This is a genomic window from Ancylobacter defluvii (genome assembly GCF_018390605.1).
GTDB classification, from domain to species: domain Bacteria; phylum Pseudomonadota; class Alphaproteobacteria; order Rhizobiales; family Xanthobacteraceae; genus Ancylobacter; species Ancylobacter defluvii.
This window is the reverse complement of record NZ_JAHBGD010000011.1, coordinates 21,917-41,925: the sequence shown is the minus strand read 5'-3', so window position 1 is coordinate 41,925 and position 20,009 is coordinate 21,917. Positions and strand designations below refer to the sequence as shown.

Below are 20,009 nucleotides of genomic sequence, written 5' to 3'. Positions count from 1 at the left end.
GGACCGAACGGAATGAGCGACACGCGTTTCGACGTGCTGGTGATCGGCGGCGGCCACGCCGGGACCGAGGCGGCCGCGGCGGCTGCGCGATTTGGCGCCCGCACGGCGCTGATCACCCATCGGCGCGACACTATCGGCGCCATGTCCTGCAACCCGGCAATCGGCGGGCTCGGCAAGGGGCATCTGGTGCGCGAGATCGACGCGCTGGACGGGCTGATGGGCCGTGTCGCCGACCAGGGCGGCATCCAGTTCCGGCTGCTCAACCGTCGCAAGGGGCCGGCAGTACGCGGCCCGCGGGCGCAGGCCGACCGCAAGCTCTATGCCCGTGCGATGCAGGCGGCGATCGAGGCGCAGCCGAACCTGAGCGTCATCGAAAGCGAGGCGCATGATCTGGTGATCGCCGACGGCCGCGTTACTGGCGCGATGCTGCGCGACGGCCGCACCCTGACCGCCGGTGCAGTGGTGCTGACAACCGGCACTTTCCTCAACGGTCTCATCCATATCGGCGACCGGCAGACCCCGGCTGGGCGCATGGGCGAAGCGCCGGCGCTCGGCCTCTCCGAGACGCTGGCGCGGCTCGGTCTCGCGCTCGGCCGGTTGAAGACCGGCACGCCGCCGCGGCTCGACGGGCGGACCATCGACTGGGCGTCGCTGGAGATGCAGCCGGGCGACGAGCCGCCGGAGCCATTCTCGGCGCTCACCGACCGCATCACCAACCGCCAAGTGGAGTGCGGCATCACCCGCACCACCCCGGCGACGCATGCGACGATCCGCGCCAATATCGACCGCTCGGCGATGTACTCCGGCAACATCAAGAGCATCGGCCCGCGCTACTGCCCCTCGATCGAGGACAAGATCGTCCGCTTCGGCGAGCGGGAAGGGCACCAGATATTCCTGGAGCCGGAAGGGCTCGACGATCCGACGGTGTATCCCAACGGCATCTCCACCTCGCTGCCGGAGGAGGTGCAGAAGGCGCTGCTCGCCACCATTCCGGGACTGGAAAAGGTGGTGATGCTGCGGCCCGGCTATGCCATCGAATATGACCATGTCGATCCGCGCGAGCTGGCGGCGACGCTGGAAGCCAAGAAGGCGCCGGGGCTGTTCCTCGCCGGACAGATCAACGGCACCACCGGCTATGAGGAGGCGGCGGCGCAGGGGCTGGTCGCCGGGCTCAGTGCGGCGCGGCGGGCGGCCGGCATGGAAGGCGCCACCTTCGACCGCAGTGCCGCCTATATCGGGGTGATGCTCGACGACCTCGTCACCCGCGGGGTCAGCGAGCCGTATCGCATGTTCACCTCGCGTGCCGAATACCGGTTGTCGCTCCGGGCGGACAATGCCGACCAGCGGCTGACCGCGCGCGGGGTCGAACTGGGATTGGTGGGCTCCCGGCGCGAGCGGCTGTTCGCCGGCAAGCAGGAGGCGCTGCAGCGGGTGCGGGACTGGAGCGGTTCGGTGTCGCTGACCCCGGCGGAAGGCGATCGCCACGGGCTGGCGCTGAACCGCGACGGCCAGCGGCGCACCGCCTTCGACCTGCTGTCCTATCCGCATGTCGGCTGGGCCGATATCTGCCGCATCTGGCCGGAGGCTTCGGACGAGCCGACGCACATCGGGGAGCAGGTGGAGATCGATGCCAAATACGCCGTCTATCTGCACCGGCAGGAGGCCGACATCGCCTCGTTTCGCCGCGAGGAAGCCGCCGAGCTGCCGGAATTGGACTATCGCGGCCTGGCCGGCATCTCCAACGAGATCAAGGCGAAGCTGGAATCGATTCGGCCCCGTACCATTGGCCAGGCCGGGCGCATCGACGGCATGACGCCGGCAGCGCTGGCGCTGCTGGCGGCGCATGCGCGCAAGGCGCGCTGAGTATCTGACGCGTTAAACGCCTGGCGCGTGGGGCATTGGCGGCCGAGGTTTTTACCCGCTCGCCGCGGCGGGGTATGCTGGCGGCATGATAACTGCCGATTCGGATGACCGCCGCCGCGCTCTCGCGCTCACCCCTGTTTCACGTGAAACAGAGGACCGCCTGGTCGCGATTGTCGCGCTGCTGGAGAAGTGGCAGCGCACCATCAATCTGGTGGCGCCGGGCACGCTGCCGAAGCTGTGGACCCGCCACATCGCCGATTCGCTGCAGCTGGTGCCGCTGGCCGGGGAGGTGACCCGCTGGGTCGATCTCGGTTCCGGCGGCGGCTTTCCCGGACTGGTGGTGGCCGCGGTGCTGGCCGAGCGCGACGGCGCCGACGTGACGCTGGTGGAGAGCGACAGCCGCAAGGCGGCGTTTCTGCGCGAGGCGGCGCGGATCGGCGAGCTGCCGGCCACCGTCCTGCCGATGCGGATCGAGCAGGTGGCGCCGAAGATCGCCGCCGGGGTGGAGATCGTCTCGGCGCGGGCGCTGGCACCCCTGCCGAAACTGCTCGAGCTGAGCTTTCCCTTTCTGGAACAGGGCGCCCGCGGCCTGTTTTTGAAGGGACAAGATGTTGATAACGAATTGACCGAGTCATCTAAATCTTGGAGAATCGACGCCAGGATTACGGAGAGCCTGACCGATCCAGGCGGGCGCATCCTGATGGTAAATCGAGCGGTGCCGCTGACGCCGGCGAAAGACTGAACCGCGAAGCCGGTTCACGGAAAGCGGGAACGGACCATGAGTGACATCAGGGACGAGGCGGAATCCGGCGAAGCGGTCTCGCTGGCACCGCGGGCACCGGTGGCGGTGCCACGGGTGCTGGCGCTGGCCAATCAGAAGGGTGGGGTCGGCAAGACCACCACCGCGATCAATCTCGGCACCGCGCTGGCCGCGATCGGCGAGACGGTGCTGATCATCGACCTCGATCCGCAGGGCAATGCCTCGACCGGACTGGGCATCGAGCGCCGCGACCGGCGGGTCTCCACCTATGATGTGATGTGCGGCGAGGCGACGTTGCGGCAGGCGGTGCTGCCGACGGCAGTGCCGCGGCTGCATATCGCGCCCTCCACCATGGACCTTTCCGGCCTGGAGCTGGAGCTCGCCACCGCGCGCGACCGCGCCTATCGCCTGCGCGACGCGGTGCGGCGGTTGAACGTGGACTCATCTCACTACCGTAACGAGTCGTTCGATTTCACCTATGTACTGATCGACTGCCCGCCCTCGCTGAACCTGATCACCGTCAACGCCATGGCGGCGGCCAATGCCATTCTGGTGCCGCTGCAATGCGAGTTCTTCGCGCTCGAGGGTCTGTCGCAGTTGCTGAAGACCGTCGAGCAGGTGCGGCAGACGCTCAATCCCGGCCTGTCGATTCATGGTGTGGTGCTCACCATGTTCGATGCGCGCAACAATCTCTCCAACCAGGTGGTGGAGGATGTGCGCCAGTTCATGGGCGAGAAGGTCTACGAGACCATCATCCCGCGCAATGTGCGGGTGTCGGAGGCGCCGTCCTACGGCAAGCCGGTGCTGCTCTACGATCTCAAATGCGTCGGGTCGCAGGCCTATCTTCGTCTCGCATCCGAAATAATCCAGCGCGAGCGCAATCTGCGCGCGGCGGCGACGGTCTGAAAGGTCCTGGGGAGCGTTCCATGGCAATGGCGGAAGACGGCGGGCGTTCGCGACTGGGGCGCGGCCTCGCGGCGCTGATCGGCGACATGGGCGACGACAGCCCGGCGCAGGAGCGCCCGATTGCGACGGGCGGCGCGCGGCGGGTGCCGCTGGCCTTCCTGCGGCCGAACCCGCACAATCCGCGCCGGACCTTCGTCGAGGCGGATCTGGAGGATCTCGCCAACTCGATCCGCGAGCGCGGCATCATCCAGCCGATCGTGGTGCGACAGGTCGCCGGCCTGCGCGATGCCTACGAGATCGTTGCCGGCGAGCGGCGCTGGCGGGCCTCGCAGCGGGCGGGCATCCACGAGGTGCCGATCGTCGTCGTCGACGTCTCCGACCGCGAGGCGCTGGAGATCGCCATCGTCGAGAACGTCCAGCGCGCCGATCTCAATCCGCTGGAGGAGGCGGCCGGCTACCAGCAACTGGCCGATCAGTTCAGCTATTCGCAGAACGATCTGGCGCGGGTGATCGGCAAGAGCCGCTCGCATGTCGCCAATACCATGCGGCTTTTGAAGCTGCCGGACAGCGTGAAGATCTATCTCGCCGACGGCCGGCTCTCCGCCGGCCATGCGCGGGCGCTGCTGACTCAGGACGATCCCGAAACGATCGCCCGCGCCATTGTCGAGCAGGGGCTGAATGTGCGCGCCGTCGAGGCGCTGGCGCAGGAGCTCAACGAGGCGAAGGCGCGCGCCGAGGGCAAGCCGGCGAAGAAGCCACGCACGCCGCGCGAGGTCGATGCCGATACGCGGGCGCTGGAGAAGCAGCTCTCCGACGTGCTCGGCCTTGCCGTCAGCCTGCGCCATGAAGGCCAGGCCGGCGAGATCCGCATCCGCTATGGCACGCTGGAGCAACTCGACGAGCTGTGCCGACGCCTGTCGGCGGGCTGAGGCCGGCGGGTTCCATCCTATCCTGCGTCGCCGCGGCTCGATCCATGGCCGGCGGCGAGTGCCGGGTCGTCGATGCAAGGATGTCAGGTCTCACTGAGCCGGCGAGCCTATCAGGGAGCCCCTCATCCCGGTCTTCGCGGCGCTCGGAGGCTTTTGCCTCATCCGGCAGCACCGCGTGCCGACTTTCGATTCGATAGCGGAACAAGCGCTGTTCAGCCGCGCCGGGCGGTGGCGGCGAGCTGAAGCAGGGCGCGTTCAGCCAGCACGGGTCCCAGTGCGGCGCTGCGGCGGGCGGCGAGCAGCGCGTCATCGACCGCCAGCAGCGCCTTTTCCAGCCGGGCGGCGGTCCAGCCGCGTAGCGCCTTCTCCACCAGCGGCTTGCGGCGGAAATGGATTGCCGGACGCGCGCCGTCGATCGCCCGCTCGACGCTGCCGCCGGCCTCGATGCCCAGCCGCATCAGGTGCAGGCCCTGCGCCGCGCGGGCCACCAAGCCGAGGATGACGTCGCCGCGCATGCCCTCGCCGAGCGCCTTGTGATAGGCCTCGATCGCTTCCGCCGACAGGCCGGCCAGCGCGGAATCCACCACCTCGTCAAGGGCGAGAGCCGAGGCATCGCCGACGATGTCGCGCACATGGGCGGCGGTGACGCGCGGCTCGCCGGCGGCATAGAGCAGCAGCTTCTCGATCTCGCCGCGGGAGGCGAGGCGATCGCCCCCGAGCAGGCCGACCAGCTCCTCGCGGGCGTCACGGTCGATGGCGAGGCCGGCGCCGGCCGCCATGGTATCGATCAGGCGGGCGAGATCGCGCTCATTGTCGGCATAGCAGGCAATGGCCAGCGCCCGCGGCGAGGATTCGCAACTGGCCCGAAGCGGGGCATTCTTCTTCAGGTCGCCGGCCTCGATCACCACCACGGCTTCGAGGCCCGGCATGGCCAGCAGCGCGTCGACGGCGGGGACGATGTTCTTGGCACCGGCGCGCACCGAGACTACCCGCCGGCCGCCGAACAGCGCCACGGTGCCGGCCTCGTCGACCAGACGGCCGGGATCGCCGGCAATCTCATCGCCGTCGAGCCGAACGATGCCAAAGGGATCGGTGGAGCCAGTCGCGGCCTTGGCGAGAAAGACGCGGGCGCGCTCGCGCACCAGCCCGATATCCGGCCCGAACAGCAGCAGCACCGGCCGCAGCGGATCGACGCGCGAGAGCGTGGCCTCGACATCGCCGGGCCGGACCGCGACCATGGGCGGCTCAGCTCCGCGGCCGGGCGGAAGTCGGCGTGCCGATGATCGGCGTCGAGGGATCGGTGACGACGGTCGACGCGGCGTTCGGGCTGACGCTGGCCGCCGCGGTCTTGTTGGAGAAATACACCGCGAGCTGGCTGCGAATGGTCTCGGCCACCACGGTGGAGGCGCGGTTCTGCGCGTCGCGGATGGCGCGGGCACGGGCAAAACGCTGGTAGCCGCTGTCGATGGAGGCCTTGCCATAGGCATTGGAGGCCATCACCGGCTTCTTGTCGTTGCCGGCCTCGAAGAGCTGCCACTTGGAATCGACGGTGATCAGCTCGACCTCGGGCAGGCCGGAGACCGGGTCGATGATGGCGGATGTGGTGTTGTCGGTGACGTTCAGCACCAGCCGATAGGGCGCGCCGGCCGGATTGCCGGCACCGCCGGTGAGGGCGAAGATCAGGTCGTTGCGCACCTCGTTGCCGACGCGGCCGGGCGCGAACACCACCTCCACATCGCCGAGCTGGTCGCTAAGGCCGGTGCCGGCCTCGTTGCTGCTGTTGGCATACATCGGCCGGAAGCAGCCGGCGGTGAGACCGGACAGCAGCACGACCGCGGCAAGGGCGACGAGACGGCGGCGGGTGGGCGCGGTGCGCGGGAGGTCAGGCGACGACATTCACGATCCTCTGCGGAACCACGATGATACGCTTCGGGGCGCGCCCGTCGAGGGCCTGCGCGATGAGATCGAGCGCCAGCACCGCCTGCTCGACCTCGGCGGGGCTCGCCTCCTTCGGCACGGTGATCTCGCCGCGGCGCTTGCCGTTGATCTGGATCGGCAGCGTCACGGTGTCGTCGACCAACAAGGCGGGGTCGCTCGCCGGCCAGGAGGCGGTGGCGGCGAGGCCGTCGCGGCCCAGCACCGTCCAGCATTCCTCGGCGAGATGCGGCACCATCGGCGCGACCACCGCGACCAGGATCGACGCCGCCTCGCGCAGGGCGAAAGCAAGGTCGGGCGCCACGGTATCGGCCTTGCGCGCTTGCGCAAGCGCGTCGCCGAACTCGTTGGCGAAGCCATGCACGCGGGCGACGGCGACGTTGAAGCGCAGGCGCTCGACATCATCTGCCACCTGGGCGGCCAGCCGGTGGGCGGCGCGGCGGAGCGCCGTCGATTCGGGGCCGAAATTATCGGGAGGCGCCACCTCGACCGGCGCCAGCGCCGCCGTGTCGCCGACGAGGCGCCAGATGCGCTGCACGAAACGCCAGGCCCCCTCGATGCCGGCGCTGGTCCATTCGCTGTCGCGCTCCGGCGGGGTGTCGGAGAGCATGAACCAGCGGGCGCAGTCGACGCCATAGGTATCGGCCACCACTTCCGGCGGCACGACGTTGCGCTTGGACTTCGACATCTTCTCCGGCGCGCCGACCGTAACCGGCTCCTCGGTGCCGATGCGCACCGCGGTGCCGTCCGGGCGCTTCTCGACCTCCTCGGGGAACAGCCACTTGCCGGCGCTGTCCTTGTAGGTCTCGTGGACGATCATGCCTTGGGTGAACAGGCCGGCGAACGGCTCCTTCACCGAGACGCGCCCGGTCTTGTGCAGCGTGCGGGTGAAGAAGCGCGAATAGAGCAGGTGCAGGATCGCATGCTCGATGCCGCCAATATACTGGTCGACCGCCAGCCAGGAATCGGCGGCGTCCTTCTGCAAGGGATCGGTGCCGGGCTCGGAGGCGAAGCGGGCGAAATACCAGGACGAATCCACGAAGGTGTCCATGGTGTCGGTTTCGCGCCGGGCCGGGGCGCCGCAGCTCGGGCAGTTCACGTGCTTCCACGTCGGGTGACGGTCGAGCGGGTTGCCGGGCTGGTCGAAGCTGACGTCCTCCGGCAGGCGCACGGGAAGCTGGTCCTGCGGCACCGGCACCGGGCCGCAGGCGTCGCAATGGATGATCGGGATCGGGCAGCCCCAGTAGCGCTGGCGCGAAATGCCCCAATCGCGCAAGCGGTAGTTCACCGCCCGCTCGCCGACCGGCGCGTTGCCGGCGATCTCGTTCTCCAGCCGCAGCGCCACCGCCTCCTTGGCCGCCGGCACGTTGAGGCCGTCGAGGAAGCCGGAGTTGAACAGCGTGCCGTCGCCATCATAGGGGGCGTCGGCGACCGAGAAGGCCGCGGGATCGACATCCGGCGCCAGCACCACCGGGACGATCGGCAGGCGGTATTTCGTCGCGAAATCGTGGTCGCGCTGGTCATGGCCGGGGCAGCCGAAAATGGCGCCGGTGCCGTAATCCATCAGCACGAAATTGGCGACATAGACCGGCACTGGCTTGCCGCCCAGCGGGTGGCGCACGGTGAGGCCGGTGTCGAAGCCCATCTTCTCCTGCGTCTCGATCTCGGCGGTGGAGGTGCCGCCGCGACGGCATTCCTCGACGAAGGCTTTTAGCGCGGCGTTGTCCTGCGCGAGCGCCTCGGTCAGCGGATGGCCGGGCGAGAGCGCCAGGAAGGAGGCGCCGAACAGCGTGTCCGGGCGGGTGGTGTAGACCTTCACCTCGGAAGGCAGGCCGGCAGGCGCGTTGTCCAGCATGAAGCGGACATGCAGCCCTTCCGAGCGGCCGATCCAGTTGCGCTGCATCAGCCGCACCTTGTCCGGCCAGCGCTCCAGCGTGTCGAGGCCGGCGAGCAACTCCTCGGAGGCGTCGGAAATGCGGAAGAACCACTGGGCGAGCTTGCGGCGCTCCACCAGCGCGCCGGAGCGCCAGCCGCGCCCGTCGATCACCTGCTCGTTGGCAAGCACGGTGTTATCGACCGGGTCCCAGTTCACTTCGCTCTCGCGGCGATAGACGAAGCCGCCCTTGAGGAACTCCAGGAAGATGCGCTGCTGCTCGCCATAATAGGAGGGATCGCAGGTGGCGATCTCACGCGACCAGTCCAGCGACAGGCCGAGCAGCTTCAGCTGCTCGCGCATGGTGGCGATGTTCTCGTAGGTCCACTTGCCCGGATGGGTGTTGCGCTCGATGGCGGCGTTCTCGGCCGGCAGGCCGAAGGCGTCCCAGCCCATCGGGTGCAGGACGTTGAAGCCCTTCATCCGCTTGAAGCGGGCGACCACGTCGCCCATCACGTAATTGCGCCCGTGGCCGATATGGATGCGCCCCGACGGATAGGGGAACATCTCCAGCACGTAATATTTGGGGCGCGGGTCGGCGTTCGCCGTGCGGTAGATGCCGCGTTCGTCCCAGATCTTCTGCCAGCGGGGTTCCGCCTCGCGGGCATTGTAGCGCTCAGTGGTGGTCGAAGGCGGTGTCATGGAGCCGGTCTTGTCGTCGCAGTCAGGGGAGGCGGGCGGGGGTCTCGGGCCAGTGGCCGCGCGCGGAAAAGTCACGCGCGAGGACCGGCGGCGCCGGACTAGGGCACGAAGTCGGCGCTTCGGTCAACCTCCGGCGGGATCGCGCCCTTCCGTGGCGGACATGGCGCCGGCCCGTCCGCCGCCCGGCTGCACGGCCTCGGCGGCGCAGACCCGGTTGCGGCCTGCCTGCTTGGCGGCATAGAGCGCCCGGTCGGCGGCCATCATCAGGTCGCGGCCATGCAGTCCCGGCGCCGGCGCGCAGGCGGCGCAGCCGATGCTGATGGTGACGGTGCCGTCGACCGTCGGGGCATGCTCGATGCCAAGCTCGTCGGCGGCAGCGCGCAGCCTTTCGGCGAGCTCGACTGCCGCCTCCAGGGTCGCTCCAGGCATCAATATGGCAAATTCCTCGCCGCCGATGCGGGCGACGACATCGGTGCCGCGCGCCGCGGCAGTGAGCGCCTGGGCGATGCGGTAGAGGCAGCGGTCGCCTTCCACATGTCCGAAATGGTCATTGTAGGGTTTGAAATCGTCGATATCGACCATCAGCAGGGCAAGGTTCCGCGCCGTGCTCCATTGAACCGCGAAGACGGCGTCGAAGCTGCGCCGGTTGGCGATGCCGGTGAGCGGGTCGAGGCTGGCCAGCGAACTGAGCCGCCGGTTGGCGCCGCGCAGCGCGTCCTCGCGGCGGGTCAGTTCCTCCGCCATCGCCTCGAAGGCGGCGGCAAGCGGTGCCAGCTCGGTGATCACCACCCTGCCGTCATCGCCGCCTTCGCGCTTGCCCTCGCCGAAGCGGGTAAGGCGCCGCGACAGCGCCATCACCGGCGCCACAATCAGCGTCTCGCCGACCAGCCAGAGCCCGATCAGCATGATCACGGTGGCGACCAGCAGCGTCGTCGCCGCCCGCCAGGTCGCCCGCTCGACCTCCCGCGTCACCGCGGCCATGTCGAGGCCGACGATGAGGTGCATGTTGCTCAGCGGCAGGCGGCTGTAGCCATAGAGGCGCAGGACCGAATCCACCCCCTCGGCGATGAGGGTGCCGCGGGTCTGCGACAGGGTCTGGATGACGACGGCACTGTGATTCAGGTCCCGGCCCATCATGGCGCCGTTGTCGGGAGCGGCCCGGATGACGACCCCGGACGGGTCGATCAGCAGCGCCTGCGAGCGCAGATCGAGATCGCTGGCGAACGATTCGGGGAACAGCTCGGCGATGCCGACCCGCGCGATCACCACCGACCGGACCTCGCCATCGTCCTCCAGCGCCGGCGCCGCCATGTATATGGCCGGGGTCTGGGTGACATAGCTCTGCCGCACGGTGCTCAGATTGGCGACGCCGCGCATGGCGATGCGGAAATATTCGCGGCCGCTCAGATCGAGACCGACCGCCCCCGGTGCTGTGGCGCAGACCACCGCTCCATCTGTGCCGACGAGGGTGAGGGTCTCGATGCCCGGCGCCGAGCCGAGCACGGCGTGCAGGCGTTCGCATTGCTCCGGGGTCGGATTTCCCGGCGACGTATCGGCGGCGGCCAGCGTTGAAAGCACGGCCCCGGCGGCAGCGATTTCCTGGCTGTACCGGCTGACGCCCTGTTGCACCAGGTCCATCACCCGGCCGCGCGCCTGCGACAGCGTATCGGCATGCAGGCTGAAGATGCTCAGGCTGCGCTCGCCGATCACCAGCGCCATGACGCAGACCACGAAGGCAGCGAGACGCACCCGCAGGCTAACGGTCCGCGCTCTCGGGCGGACCGCGTCAACGGAGCGAAACCAAGAATCGCCGGGAGAGCGGGCGTTGTTGCCGCCCCGATCATTCGTCACCGACACGTCGTGCGTGCTCTGGCCTGTGGTGGGTCGACGCTACCCCGTGTGCCGGCACCCGGCAAGGATGCGCGGGCGAAATCGCGTGCCGAGACTGTCAAATCGCGCGATTGCTTGGCATATGAGGCGTCTGCTCCGTTCGCCGCCCGAAAGGAAGTCCGTCATGACCGCCGCCGCGCCCGTCGCCCTCCGTCTTGCGGAGGTTCGCGCCTCCATCGCCCGGGCCTGCCGCGATGCCGGCCGGCCGGCAGACGCGGCGACGCTGGTGGCGGTATCCAAGACCTTCGACGCCGGCGAGATCCGCCCGGCGCTGGAGGCCGGCCAGCGCCGCTTCGGCGAGAACCGGGTTCAGGAGGCCAAGGCGAAATGGCCGGAGCTGAAGGCGGACTATCCCGATGTCGAGCTGCACCTGATCGGGCCGCTGCAGAGCAACAAGGTGCGCGAGGCGCTGGCGCTGTTCGACGTGATCCACACGCTGGACCGTCCCTCGCTGGCGAAGGAACTCGCCAAGGAAATCCCGAAAAGCGACCGTCCGGCGCCGCGGCTGCTGGTGCAGATCAACACCGGCGAGGAGCCGCAGAAGGCCGGGGTGTCGCCGCTGGAGGCCGACGCCTTCCTCGAAGCCTGCCGCGCCGAATATGGCCTCGCGGTGGAGGGGCTGATGTGCATCCCGCCGGCCGGCGAGCCGGCCGCGCCGCATTTCGCGCTGCTCGCCACCATCGCCAAGCGCAACGGGCTGTCGACGCTCTCCATGGGCATGAGCGGCGACTACGAGACGGCGGTGGCGCTGGGGGCGACGCATGTGCGGGTCGGCAGCGCCATTTTCGGCGCGCGCTGACGGTTCAGCCGACGACGATCGCGGTACGCGGGCCGATCCGCGCCAGCAGCCGCAGCAGGTCGGCGCGGCGGAAAGCGATGCAGCCGGCGGTGGGCTCGAAGCCCTCGCGCGCCAGATGCATGAACACCGCCGAGCCGCGCCGGGCGCGGCGCGGGCGGGTGTTGTGGTCGAGCACCACCACCAGGTCATAGAGGCGGTCCGCCCGCCACATTTCCTCATGCGAGGCCTGGAACGGCGCGCGCACCGGCTGGTTGTAGCGCCCGTGCGAGGGCGCGTCGCACCACAATTCATCCGGCCTCGTGCGATGCAGGGGCAGGCGGCTCGCCGGCTGGCGCCCCTGGTCGGCGCGCCAGCGCAGCGCCAGCGGATGCCAGGTGCCCGCCGGGGTGGCGCCGTCGCCTTCGCGCTTGTCATGCCGTATCCCGGTACGGCCAAGCGCGACCGGCGCGGCGAATCCGGGGGCGAGAACGAGCCCGCGCGTGCGGCATCCGGGACGTGCCACCACGCGCAGCCGGGTGATCGTCCCCGGCTTTTCTTGGTGAAACCTCTTCTTCTTCACGCGATTTCCGTTCACGATCACGTCACGATCCCGGCCGTATCGCCCTTGGCGACGCTGCCACTCTTGCCGAAGGTGCCGAGCCTGCCTAGTCGGGGAGCGTGGTCGACGACGAAGCTGATATCACGCCTGCGTACCGAACGACGACGCGGACAGGGCAACTCAAGCGATCGGAAGCTGACAGATGGCGAATGCTCAAAGGGTTCTGGTGGTCGATGACGACAAGGAACTGCGCGAAGCGCTGGTGGAGCAGCTCGCCCTCTACGATGAGTTCGAGGTCGTCGCCGCCGACAGTGCGCGCGCCGCGCAGGATGTGGTGGACACCGGCCGCGTCGACCTGGTGCTGATGGATGTCGGCCTGCCGGACGCCGACGGCCGCGAGGCGGTGCGTGCCATGCGCCAGAAGGGCTTCAAGGCGCCGGTGATCATGCTCACCGGCCACGATACCGACAGCGACACCATCATGGGGCTGGAAGCCGGCGCAAACGACTATGTGGCCAAGCCGTTCCGCTTCGCGGTGCTGCTCGCCCGCATCCGCGCGCAGATGCGCTCGCACGAGGCGAGCGAGGACGCGGTGTTCACCATCGGGCCGTACACGTTCCGCCCCGGTGCCAAGATGCTGGTGACCGAGCGCAACTCCAAGATCCGCCTCACCGAGAAGGAAACAGCGATCCTGCGCTACCTCTACCGCGCCGGGAAGAAGCCGGTGGCGCGCGAGATCCTGCTGCAGGAGGTGTGGGGCTACAATTCCGGCGTCACCACCCATACGCTGGAAACCCACATCTACCGGCTGCGGCAGAAGATCGAGAAGGATCCCTCGCACCCCAATCTGCTCGCCACCGAGGCCGGCGGCTACAAACTGGTACCCTGACGGTGCGGCAGGTGATTCACTCCCGGGTGAATCTGATTCGCGCGGGTGATTCGCGCCTGCGCGCTGGAGGTGGGCCCGCCTGATGGCCATCGAGGACGACATTGCGCTGCTCGAAGGCGTGCCGCTGCTGCAGTTGCTCGGCCGCGAGGGACTGCGCGTGATCGCCATCAGCGCCGATACCCGTCGCCTCAACGAGGGCGAGGTGCTGTTCCGCGAGGGCCAGTTCGCCGATGCCGCCTATGTGGTGGTGAGCGGGAAGCTGCGCGTGTGCCACGAGAATCCCGCCCGCAGCGCCAAGCCCGGCCACAATGAGGAGGTCGGGCCCGGCACGCTGCTCGGCGAGATCGCGCTGATCACCGACACCAAGCGCCCGGCCACCGCCACCGCGCTGGTGCCTTCGGCGGTGCTGCGCATTCCGCGCGTGATCTTCATGCGCACGGTGGAAAGCTATCCCGAGGCGGCGGTGCGCATCGCCGAGACGCTCAGCGAGCGGGTGAGCACCACGCTCGGCCAGCTCGACGACGTGCGCCGGCGGCTCGACGAGATCGGCGTCCCGCCGGGCGGGCGCTGAGGCGCCGCAGCCGGCAGTGGCTTTCCTCCGCCTGGACCGCCAACGGCAGCGCTGCTTCGTTGCCTTGTCGCTTTTTCCGAAGCGCCGGGATATTTCCTCCGGCCTGAGATGTTCCAGCCCGGACCGGCGCGATGATCCCCGTCACCAATCGCATCAGCCTCGCCGAGGAGGAGATCGTCGAGGTGTTCGTACGCGCCTCCGGCCCCGGCGGGCAGAACGTCAACAAGGTGTCGAGCGCGGTGCAGCTGCGCTTCGACGTGCGCGGCTCGCCGAACCTGCCGGAAGGCGTGAAGGAGCGGCTGGAGCGCCTCGCCGGCAAGCGGCTGACCAATGACGGGGTTATCGTCATTTCCGCCCAGCGCTTCCGCACCCAGGAGCGCAATCGCGAGGACGCCCTCGCCCGGCTGGTCGAGATGATCCAGCAGGCGGCGGTGGTGCCGATCACCCGCCGGCCGACCCGGCCGACGCTCGGCTCGAAGATGCGCCGGCTGGAAGGCAAGGCGCGCCGCTCCGGCGTCAAGGCGATGCGGCGCGACAAGCCGGGTGGTGATTCTGAAAGTTGAAAGCCCGACTTGCGACCGGGCTTTCTTTTCTCAATCGCCCATGGATGCTCAGGCAGCCGTCGCGAGATTATCGGGCAGCCATACCGGAGCGCGGGACGACCCCTTCATGATGTTGATGCTGTTCTCGCAATCGACGCGGCGATTGTAACTCTCGCTGCTGACAGCGATCGCCTCACCATTAACCGCGTGATAGGTCCAGCGCCACTTGTTCTGGACATCCTTATACATCCAGTAGGAGGGGAAGGTACGCGTAGCCATTTCTTACCTCATTGAAGAGGGCTGGGCCTTGACCTTTGACCTGCACGGATTCAAGATTCCGCTGTAGCGCACGTCGTGCCCGCGGCCCAGCCGGGTTTTTGCGGGACGGTTGCTTCAAAAGCCGTCGGGTGGATCAGACCCGGCGGCTTTTCCACAACCGCTCAATGTCATTGAGCCGTGGAGCTACCTCTAGGTCAATAGGTGGTAGTCGAGAAAATTTTTGCACTAGATATAGTGCGTTGCCTTGACTCAATCCTTATGGAGAGTCCTTACGCTGAGTCTGCCAAGTAACTGACATGTATGTCAAAGCAATGGGTACTCAGAAATCCGAGGCGATGCCCTTCACTTCCCAGTCGCCGTAGCGGACCGGCTCGGGACCGCCGCGCCCGTCGATCTCCTTGGGCAGCGGCGCCGGCTCGCCCTGTGCGGCGCGGCGGGCCGCGGCTTCGTCCAGCGCCCGGCGGGCGGCCGGGGACAGCACACGCGGCGGCACCGCCGTTGCCTCTGGGGCTTTGGGTTTCTCGTCCATGGCACATTGGAAGCACCGCGCGCGGGTGCGCGTCAAGCCGGCACGTCAGGCCGGGGACGTCCGCCGGCGCGTCTTGCCGGGGCGACCTGCCCGCGTGTCTTGCCGCGTGTCTTGCCGCCTGTCTTGGCTCCGGCCTCTTGTCCCGCGACCTGCCAGGACGGCACGGCTCCCTTGCGGCAACCGGCGCGACTTCCCATCCTATTTCCATCAAGGGGCGCCGCCGGACGGCGCCGGAAGAGGAAATCGATGAACTATTTTCGCACGGCGATCCTGCTGGCGGGGATGACCGCGCTGTTCATGGGCATCGGCTACATGATCGGCGGCTCGGGCGGCATGATGATCGCGCTGGTCGTCGCCGCCGGCATGAACGTCTTCAGCTACTGGAATTCCGACCGGATGGTGCTGTCGATGTACGGCGCCCGCGAGGTCGACCGTTCGAGCGCGCCGGATTTCGTCGGCATGGTGGAGCAGCTGGCGGCCCGCGCCGGTCTGCCGATGCCGCGGGTCTACATCATCGACAACCCGCAGCCCAACGCCTTCGCCACCGGCCGCAACCCGAACAACGCCGCGGTGGCAGCGACCACCGGCCTTCTGAACGCGCTGTCGCGCGAGGAAGTGGCCGGGGTGATGGCGCATGAGCTGGCGCACATCAAGCATTACGATACGCTGACCATGACCATCACCGCGACGCTGGCCGGCGCGATCTCCATGCTGGCGAATTTCGCGATGTTCTTCGGCAACAGCCGGGAGAACAACAACAACCCGTTCGGCGTCATCGGCACCATCGCCATGATGATCCTCGCGCCGCTGGCGGCGATGGTGGTGCAGATGGCGGTGTCGCGCTCGCGCGAATATGTGGCGGACCGCGAGGGGGCGCTGATCTGCGGCCAGCCGCTGTGGCTGGCCTCGGCGCTGGCCAAGATCGCCAATGCCGCCCACCAGGTGCCGAACATGCCGGCCGAACACAATCCGGCCACCGCGCATATGTTCATCATCAATCCGCTCTCGGGCGAGCGGATGGACAATCTGTTCTCCACCCACCCGGCCACCGAGAACCGCATCGCCGCGCTGCAGGCGCTGGCGCAGGAAATGGGCGTCGGCAGGGAGAGTGGTGTCTCTGGCGGTTCGGGCTGGAGCGGGCGGGAAGCGGCCGGCCCGGCATCGCGGCCCTCCTCCACGGCATGGGGCCGGCGCGGCGGGCAGAGCGAGAGTGGCGGCCGGCGCGGTCCGTGGGGCTGAAGCCGTTGCGGAAGGTGCCGGTCCGGGCATGGCAGCGGAGCGGCGGCAGGGCCGGCGCGGACGGATTGCATTCATCGCCGGCGGCACGCTTGAAAAACCGCGGCTTCGCGGCTATCAGAGGCACCGTCGACGCATATCCCGTGCCGCGGTAGCTCAGCTGGTAGAGCAACGCATTCGTAATGCGTGGGTCGGGGGTTCGAATCCCTTCCGCGGCACCATCACCCCGTCCAGCGGGGTCCGATACAGTCCAACAAACAGCAGAATCAGAATTTGATGCCTGTCGGGTGTCCAGCGCGGACCGGCCGTGTCAAGTGCTATCCGGCGTGAACGTTGCTACGGCTGATGATGTCGTCAAATCGGGGTGTTGGTATCGTCCGGGTTCAGAGGTCGACCATGCCGCTCGGCGACCCTGGACAGGATGGCGGCCCAACGCGACGACGATTTGTTGATTGCTTCGCCGACGGTTGCCGAAATCCGACGGGGCATTCTCAAGGAACCGCGTGGCAAGAAGCGCGACGCGCTCGACACTTGGTTTTCTGGATCCGAATGACCGCGAGCCTTGTTCGCCGGTCGCATTCTCCCCTTTGATGACAGGGTTGCGCTCATATGGGCGCGGTCGATGGCTGACGGAACGGCGGCCGGTCGACCACGGAGCGGCTCGATATGACCATCGCCGCTGTTGCGGAATCCAAAGACTGCACCGTTGTGACGGACAATGAAAAGGATTTCGCCGGCCTCATGCATCATCACCGCCTCTTCCGGCGTGCAGGTCTCGCTCACTTTTTTCCTTGGCCATGTCGTCGTTGCCATTGGTGGCCGATGATATGCAAGCTGACCGGGCCGTTGAAGTGCGCCTCGCCCCTAAGCTGATGGGGCAATTCAGGAGTTCCAAAAGGCCAACGAGTTCGAACCCACCGGCATACTGACGGCGGAACAACGGGGCCCTTCGCGCGCATGCATTCCCGCTCTTCCGGCTGTGGGACCTGTCTCCCCTGCCATGCCCGTGAGCAGCGGCGACGTTGAAGGAACGGCTCTGAATGCTCCAGATGAGACCGCGAGAATTGTTACGGTCCCCTCTGTCGTCAGGTCAAACTGGTTAGGAATGAGGCCGTAAACATCCTCTGACTAGGTAATATACAGCCATCAAGGGGCGCGAGGCGCGCTCAGGCGAGAGCCTGGCGGATTTCACTTACATCCAAGACGGCCAGGGGATGGCCTCGCGTCGCCGCCGTTGATCCGCTCTTTCGAACACGTCGTCGGTTCTGACAAACTACCCTCTCGGCATGGCCGCGCGGCTCGTTCGCCAGCCCTGAAGCAAGACGAAGGCGACCGCGAGAACCATGGGGCCGATGAACAGCCCCAGGAACCCGAAGGCGACAAATCCGCCGAAAACTCCCAATATCGTCAAAGGCATGGGCATGCGGATCCCGAGGCCGATCAGCCACGGCTTCATCAGATTGTCGATCATGCTGACCAGGAGTCCCCAGACGATCAGGAAGCTTCCCATCCCCGGCTGACCGTGCGCAAAGAGCCACCAGGCCGCACCGCCCCAGATCACTATCAGCAGCGGTGCTCCCACCTGGCTCAAGGCGAGCAGCAGGCCGATAAAGCCGAGTGTCGTTGCGCCGGGGATGCCCGCAATCACCAGCCCGATCGTCAAGAGTACGGCCTGCGCCAAAGCCGTGCCTATGACACCATAGGCGACGCTGCGGACGGCTCCGGCCGCTGCGAACAGGCTCGTCCTTGCCGTGAGGCCTCCCAGCCGATCGACGATGCTCTCCAGTTCGCGGACGACGACGTTTCCACTGATCCAGAACATTGTAGCGACGATCAAGGACAGGAGAATCTGCATGACACTGTCGGCCAATGCCGCGGCAACGGAGACAAGCAGTTGCTCCACGGCCGCGGAGTGCGGCGCCAGAGCAGCTCCGACGTCTCCGCGGGCTCGCAGCAATTGATCCCACGCAGCAACAAGCTTCGGCCCCACCACGGGCACCCGATCGAACCACTCCGGGCGTTCCGACACGGCGGCAAAGTGGCGCTGGACGCTTTGGCCAAAGCTTGCGATTTCGTCGCTGAGTACGGGTGCCAAAAGGAGCACCGGCAGGACGATCACTATGCCTGAGGCAAGCAACAGCGCACCGGCCGCCGACCGCGGGCTGAGACCTCGTCGAACAAGCCACTGTCGGCATGGCCAGGCTGCCATGGCCAGCGTTGAACCAAACAGGATCGCGGCCGCAAACGGCTTGAGTATTGCCAATACGGCAACGAGCAGAACGATGATGAGTATCAAGGTCAGGCTTCGTTCAATAAGACTTTCTGTCGTCAGTTCTCGGCCAGAACTTGCACGTCTTGGAGAAGCATCCTTGGTCGTCCCGATCATTTCCTCACTCCTGTCCCTCTCATGGCCCCTTCAATCGCTTGCTGGCATCACCACAGCCAGGAAAGGGTGGGGGAGGCATCTTCCGCAAGCGGACCAGCACCGGCGGTATCAAGGTCGGCGCTGGGCCGGCAGTTCGTCGTCACGTGCGGCGACCGAGGGGGAAATCAGCGCGTCGATCTCGTGCTTGAACCGTTCCACCGCCGTCTGTCGAAGGGGATCCGTGACGATGTCGCCAAGGTTGGAAAGGCTCGCCCTGAGCCTTCGCGAGACTTGGGTGGAAGCCGCGCTGTATTGTAAAATTTCCTCGAACGCGAGCGACAGATAGTCCTCCCAAGTAGGCATTGGGATCAGAACACACGGTCGGCCATGCGCATCGCAGCGATAAAGGTCGCTCAGCTCCTGCCGAGCCAGGCGTCGAAGAAGATCCTCGATCTGGTCGAGCGCCTGTACAGCCGTTGTTGGATCGTTGATGGCCGGAGAAAGGGCCTTGAGCGCAATGTCCACAAGCAAACGGAAAGAAAATCTGGGATCCTGTTCAAGCGTCCTGTCTCGGCCGAGGTCGATGGCTTCTCTCAGCTTGCTCTCCGGGATCCGTGGCGGCGCGCTCGATGCGACGAGAAGGGTATCTCCTTCGAGCACCGTGTCCCCCACGGAAATTTCGAGCCAGATGACTCCGTTGTAGTTCGTCGCCAGCGACTGAAGGCGATCCGCATCGATAGTTCGGACGCTCAATGGCGGCCCAACATGCAGCAGTTTCCGACATCTGTCGGGGGCACGCTCCATTGCGTCCCAAGCCGGCGGCTGCGAGGTCGCAACACCGGCATGATCGGAGGTGCTCTTCTGACGTGCCAGCACCTCTCGCCCCATATCTCCGACCAGCATGAGGACCTCGGTGATCTGCAGCTGCGCCACCCCCTGAATGAGGCGCGCGAAGACAATCATGCTTGCGGAAAGTAGTATCAGGACGACAACCGTAGATAAAAACGGGACGAAGTTCGATCCATAGCGATCCGTCCAAGCCAACGTAGCCATGGCGAAGGTAAAAGTTGCAATGAAAATCCCGAGGGCGTGATAGAGTTGGGGCCGATTCACGAACCAAAGTGCCAGACGGGGGGAATAGGCAATGGCACTAAACTGGATAATGACAAAGGTAATCGAAACTATGATTGCTGTGAAGGTGATGATGCCTGAAGCTGCCGCTGACATGAACGCCGTGGCCGACGCAACCGACATGCCATAGGACGGGTCCGGCAGCAGGGCATATTCGACCCGCGGGAGAGCCAAAGCCACGATGAGACTTCCGATGGCATAGAAAGTGGGGATCCGCCACTGTCTCATTCGCGGCCTCGCGACTGCACATTTTTGTATTGTGGATGAGCCAA

At 67.0% G+C, this 20,009-nt stretch carries 18 protein-coding genes, 1 tRNA gene and 1 pseudogene; 11 read left to right on the top strand and 9 right to left on the bottom strand.

Going from position 1 to position 20,009, the window contains the following annotated elements; genetic code table 11:
* The first annotated feature begins 12 nt into the window (after positions 1-12).
* The 4 genes from mnmG to KHC24_RS07570 all read left to right on the top strand — a co-directional run bounded on the left by mnmG (position 13) and on the right by KHC24_RS07570 (position 4,458).
* A complete protein-coding gene (gene mnmG / locus KHC24_RS07585) occupies positions 13-1,863 on the top strand; it encodes a tRNA uridine-5-carboxymethylaminomethyl(34) synthesis enzyme MnmG (RefSeq protein ID WP_213361812.1) in 1,851 nt (616 codons plus the stop codon).
* An 85-nt stretch (positions 1,864-1,948) separates the two neighbouring features.
* The gene (rsmG, locus tag KHC24_RS07580; RefSeq protein ID WP_213361809.1) at positions 1,949-2,605 is read left to right on the top strand and encodes a 16S rRNA (guanine(527)-N(7))-methyltransferase RsmG; all 657 of its coding nucleotides are present in this window, start codon (positions 1,949-1,951) and stop codon (positions 2,603-2,605) included.
* Positions 2,606-2,641: 36 nt separating this feature from the next.
* The gene (locus KHC24_RS07575; protein WP_246546350.1) at positions 2,642-3,529 is read left to right on the top strand and encodes a ParA family protein; all 888 of its coding nucleotides are present in this window, start codon (positions 2,642-2,644) and stop codon (positions 3,527-3,529) included.
* A gap of 20 nt (positions 3,530-3,549) precedes the next feature.
* Complete coding sequence (locus tag KHC24_RS07570) at positions 3,550-4,458, top strand: ParB/RepB/Spo0J family partition protein (protein WP_213361806.1); 909 nt, start codon at positions 3,550-3,552, stop codon at positions 4,456-4,458.
* A 212-nt stretch (positions 4,459-4,670) separates the two neighbouring features.
* On the opposite strand, the gene holA is transcribed toward KHC24_RS07570, so the two are convergent.
* The 4 genes from holA to KHC24_RS25540 form a co-directional block, all read right to left on the bottom strand.
* Positions 4,671-5,696, bottom strand: a complete 1,026-nt coding sequence (gene holA, locus KHC24_RS07565) for a DNA polymerase III subunit delta (protein WP_213361802.1) — start codon at positions 5,694-5,696, stop codon at positions 4,671-4,673.
* Between the two features lie 7 nt (positions 5,697-5,703).
* Positions 5,704-6,354, bottom strand: coding sequence for a hypothetical protein (locus KHC24_RS07560; protein ID WP_213361801.1), 651 nt, complete (start codon positions 6,352-6,354; stop codon positions 5,704-5,706).
* Complete coding sequence (gene leuS, locus KHC24_RS07555) at positions 6,341-8,968, bottom strand: leucine--tRNA ligase (protein WP_213361800.1); 2,628 nt, start codon at positions 8,966-8,968, stop codon at positions 6,341-6,343. The genes KHC24_RS07560 and leuS overlap by 14 nt, the downstream gene beginning before the upstream one ends.
* 123 nt (positions 8,969-9,091) lie before the next feature.
* Positions 9,092-10,717: a sensor domain-containing diguanylate cyclase gene (locus KHC24_RS25540; RefSeq protein ID WP_213361796.1), complete on the bottom strand. Its 1,626-nt coding sequence runs from the start codon at positions 10,715-10,717 to the stop codon at positions 9,092-9,094.
* Positions 10,718-10,982: 265 nt separating this feature from the next.
* Here KHC24_RS25540 and KHC24_RS07545 point away from each other — a divergent pair, with 265 nt between their 5' ends.
* Positions 10,983-11,657, top strand: coding sequence for a YggS family pyridoxal phosphate-dependent enzyme (locus tag KHC24_RS07545; RefSeq protein WP_213361795.1), 675 nt, complete (start codon positions 10,983-10,985; stop codon positions 11,655-11,657).
* Between the two features lie 4 nt (positions 11,658-11,661).
* Here KHC24_RS07545 and KHC24_RS07540 read toward each other — a convergent pair whose 3' ends face one another.
* Positions 11,662-12,216 (bottom strand): L,D-transpeptidase family protein, encoded by a 555-nt coding sequence (locus KHC24_RS07540; protein ID WP_271180547.1) that lies wholly within the window; start codon positions 12,214-12,216, stop codon positions 11,662-11,664.
* A gap of 181 nt (positions 12,217-12,397) precedes the next feature.
* Between KHC24_RS07540 and KHC24_RS07535 the strand changes: the two genes are divergently transcribed.
* From KHC24_RS07535 to arfB, 3 genes are all read left to right on the top strand, one after another.
* Positions 12,398-13,084: a response regulator transcription factor gene (locus KHC24_RS07535; protein WP_213361781.1), complete on the top strand. Its 687-nt coding sequence runs from the start codon at positions 12,398-12,400 to the stop codon at positions 13,082-13,084.
* 82 nt (positions 13,085-13,166) lie between these two features.
* Complete coding sequence (locus KHC24_RS07530) at positions 13,167-13,655, top strand: cyclic nucleotide-binding domain-containing protein (protein ID WP_213361780.1); 489 nt, start codon at positions 13,167-13,169, stop codon at positions 13,653-13,655.
* A 131-nt stretch (positions 13,656-13,786) separates the two neighbouring features.
* Positions 13,787-14,218, top strand: a complete 432-nt coding sequence (gene arfB / locus KHC24_RS07525; RefSeq protein ID WP_213361776.1) for an alternative ribosome rescue aminoacyl-tRNA hydrolase ArfB — start codon at positions 13,787-13,789, stop codon at positions 14,216-14,218.
* A gap of 48 nt (positions 14,219-14,266) precedes the next feature.
* On the opposite strand, the gene KHC24_RS07520 is transcribed toward arfB, so the two are convergent.
* Both KHC24_RS07520 and KHC24_RS07515 read right to left on the bottom strand, forming a co-directional pair.
* Positions 14,267-14,476, bottom strand: coding sequence for a YegP family protein (locus KHC24_RS07520; RefSeq protein ID WP_213361774.1), 210 nt, complete (start codon positions 14,474-14,476; stop codon positions 14,267-14,269).
* 319 nt (positions 14,477-14,795) lie between these two features.
* A complete protein-coding gene (locus KHC24_RS07515; RefSeq protein WP_213361773.1) occupies positions 14,796-15,005 on the bottom strand; it encodes a DUF1674 domain-containing protein in 210 nt (69 codons plus the stop codon).
* Between the two features lie 246 nt (positions 15,006-15,251).
* On the opposite strand from KHC24_RS07515, the gene htpX reads away from it, so the two are divergent.
* The 3 genes and pseudogenes from htpX to KHC24_RS25020 form a co-directional block, all read left to right on the top strand.
* Positions 15,252-16,244, top strand: a complete 993-nt coding sequence (htpX, locus tag KHC24_RS07510) for a zinc metalloprotease HtpX (RefSeq protein WP_213361771.1) — start codon at positions 15,252-15,254, stop codon at positions 16,242-16,244.
* A 142-nt stretch (positions 16,245-16,386) separates the two neighbouring features.
* Positions 16,387-16,462: transfer RNA gene (locus KHC24_RS07505), tRNA-Thr, on the top strand.
* Positions 16,463-16,659: 197 nt separating this feature from the next.
* Positions 16,660-16,982: pseudogene (locus KHC24_RS25020) on the top strand (PIN domain-containing protein); the annotation flags it as partial.
* Positions 16,983-17,514: 532 nt separating this feature from the next.
* Here the strand turns inward: KHC24_RS25020 and KHC24_RS07495 are convergent.
* Together KHC24_RS07495 and KHC24_RS07490 are read right to left on the bottom strand one after the other, a co-directional pair.
* A complete protein-coding gene (locus KHC24_RS07495) occupies positions 17,515-18,627 on the bottom strand; it encodes an AI-2E family transporter (RefSeq protein WP_213361768.1) in 1,113 nt (370 codons plus the stop codon).
* Between the two features lie 108 nt (positions 18,628-18,735).
* Positions 18,736-19,965 (bottom strand): DUF2254 domain-containing protein, encoded by a 1,230-nt coding sequence (locus KHC24_RS07490; protein ID WP_213361764.1) that lies wholly within the window; start codon positions 19,963-19,965, stop codon positions 18,736-18,738.
* Positions 19,966-20,009 lie beyond the last annotated feature (44 nt).